The sequence below is a fragment of the Alcanivorax sp. genome (assembly GCF_051117345.1).
Taxonomy (GTDB): domain Bacteria; phylum Pseudomonadota; class Gammaproteobacteria; order Pseudomonadales; family Alcanivoracaceae; genus Alcanivorax.
The window spans coordinates 1-2,307 of sequence record NZ_JBNPEC010000242.1 but is presented as its reverse complement, the minus strand read 5'-3'; the positions used below and the strand labels follow the sequence as shown (position 1 = coordinate 2,307).

The 2,307-nt window shown below is 58.1% G+C and carries 3 protein-coding genes; 1 reads left to right on the top strand and 2 read right to left on the bottom strand.

Going from position 1 to position 2,307, the window contains the following annotated elements:
- Positions 1-778, bottom strand: a 778-nt coding sequence (locus tag ACFE0K_RS15290) for a CorA family divalent cation transporter (RefSeq protein ID WP_434536884.1), incomplete at its 3' end; no start/stop codon positions are given.
- 63 nt (positions 779-841) lie between these two features.
- Here ACFE0K_RS15290 and ACFE0K_RS15285 point away from each other — a divergent pair.
- Positions 842-1,492, top strand: coding sequence for an alpha-ketoglutarate-dependent dioxygenase AlkB family protein (locus ACFE0K_RS15285; RefSeq protein ID WP_434536883.1), 651 nt, complete (start codon positions 842-844; stop codon positions 1,490-1,492).
- On the opposite strand, the gene ACFE0K_RS15280 is transcribed toward ACFE0K_RS15285, so the two are convergent.
- Positions 1,470-2,307, bottom strand: an 838-nt coding sequence (locus ACFE0K_RS15280; protein WP_434536882.1) for a spore maturation protein, incomplete at its 5' end; no start/stop codon positions are given. The two genes, ACFE0K_RS15285 and ACFE0K_RS15280, sit on opposite strands and share 23 nt — an antisense overlap.

The window sequence follows — 2,307 nt, the reverse complement described above, 5'->3', positions numbered from 1 at the left end:
AAAAGATCTTGATGATCTGGTTCTGCTGAATATTGATAAAACCCTGCGCGGCATCCATCAGGAAGTTGATCTTGTCGAACAGGAAGGTGGGGTGTGACATCAATGTATCCAGATCATGCTGCACCGCGGCACAGGTGCGACGGCGAACCTTGTCGGTGCGGACATAGCGCTGAATGAAGGAAATGGAACGTTGGGTATCCATCAGGCAGAGGCGAATCTTACCGTTGGTATCCTCCAGGCGGGCCAGTTTTTCGATATCGTCTTCCAGTTCCCCGTTTTCCTCCTCCAGCACGCTGTAACCCACTTGTTCCAGGTCACGGTGCACATCCTCGAGGGCATCAGCTAGGTTCTCCACCTTTTGCTCAAGAATGCTCAGCAGGATATCGATCGGCTGCTTAGCTTTAACCCAGCCACGACGGACTCGCAGACGCAGCAAGCGGAAATCCGGTAGGCGGGAATCGCGGAAAGACAACAGACGGCCCTCCTGTACCACAAAGGCCACCGTTGAGGTGCGGGCCCGCCCCTCGGACTGGAACAGGAACAGGGAATGAACATGCAGGCCCTGCTCATCGCTGAAGAAACGGGCTGAGGCCTCGATTTCTTCCATGTCGTCGGAGGCTGGCAGTTCCGCTTCCAGGAATTGCTGCACCAGCTCGCGTTCGTTTTCCTCCGAGTCCACCAGATCGATCCAGCTGGCATCATCAGCCAGAGTGGGCAGGATGGTTTCCGTGTCCTTTTCACGCAGAACACCGTTTTCGATGCGGAAGATATGCAGCATGATGTTTCCCTGATCACCATCGCCGGCAAGATACCGGCAGCAATTTGATATAGCACGACGCTTATGACTGTCAACGATTCCGGCTCTGAAGCCGGCAAGAAAATGCCGGAAGCGATCACCCTGGCCGGCGAGGCCAGCTTATGGCTTTGGCGCGATGCCCTGCCCGCTGCGCAGCACCGTTCATTGCAAGCAGATCTGAATGCGGCGCTGGATTGGCAGCAGCCACAGATTCAGGTATTTAGTCGTTATCATACCGTACCACGACTCACTGCCTGGCATGGCGATGCGGGCATTCCCTATCGCTACTCCGGTCATCAGCATGTGGCGGATGGCTGGCCGGACGTGTTGAAGTCCGTGCGCGATGCGGTGAGTAAACTGTGCGGGCACCCGTTTAACTCGGTACTGGCCAATCGCTATCGTAACGGCAGGGATTGCATGGGCTATCACAGTGACGACGAACCCGAGCTTGGCGCGGAGCCGTGGATTGCGTCCTACAGCCTGGGGACAGAAAGGGATTTCGTGTTTCGTCCCCGTGGTGGAGGTCGCCAGTGTTTCTCGCTGGCCCTACCCGATAACAGTCTGCTGCTGATGAGTCCGCAGGTGCAGCAGCAATTCCAGCATGCGCTACCGCGCCGACAACGGGTTCAGGGTGAGCGTCTCAACTTGACGTTTCGCAGAATCTTCACAGGCATCAGCCCCAGAACGCGTAACTGAGCAGAATGGCTGCGATCAGCCCCGCCGCATCCGCTGCCAGACCACACCACAGTGCATAGCGGAAATCGCGAATTCCCACACTGCCGAAGTACACCGCCAGAACATAAAAGGTGGTCTCGGTGGAGCCTTGCATCACTGCCGCCATCCGGGCGGCCAGGGAATCCACACCCTGGGTCTGCATCACATCCACCATGGCCGCCCGGGCTCCAGAGCCGCTCAGCGGTTTGAGGAACGCCACTGGTAAAGCATCCACAAAACGGGTATCCCAGCCAATGGCGGCGGCCCCGAAGCGAATGCCGTCCAAGAACAGGTCCAGCACCCCGCCCGCTCGCAACATGGCAATGGCCGCCAGCATGGCCACCAGGTAGGGAATCAGCCTGACAGCCAGGGTAAAACCTTCCTTGGCCCCCTCCACAAAGGTGTCATAGCTATCCACACCACCACGCCAAGCGGCAATGAAAAAGGCGCTCAGCACCAGTAACAGAATACCATTGCCGAGCAGGCTCGAGAGCGTGTTGGCGAGCTCCGTGGGCGCCAGCCAGACAATCGTCCCCAATACGGCCAGCATGGCCAGCCAGATACCTGCCACCACCAACAATAACGGATCGCGCAGCGATATACGCTGGACCCTGGCGGTGACCAGAATACCCACCAGGGTGGATACCGTGGTGGCCATCAGCAAAGGCAGGTAGATGGCGGCAGGGTCGCTGGCGCCTTGCTGAGCACGAAACATCAGCACCGTCACCGGTACCAGCGTCCCTGACGAAGTGTCGAGAACCAGGAACATGAACTGACTGTCCGTCGCCCGTTTCGGC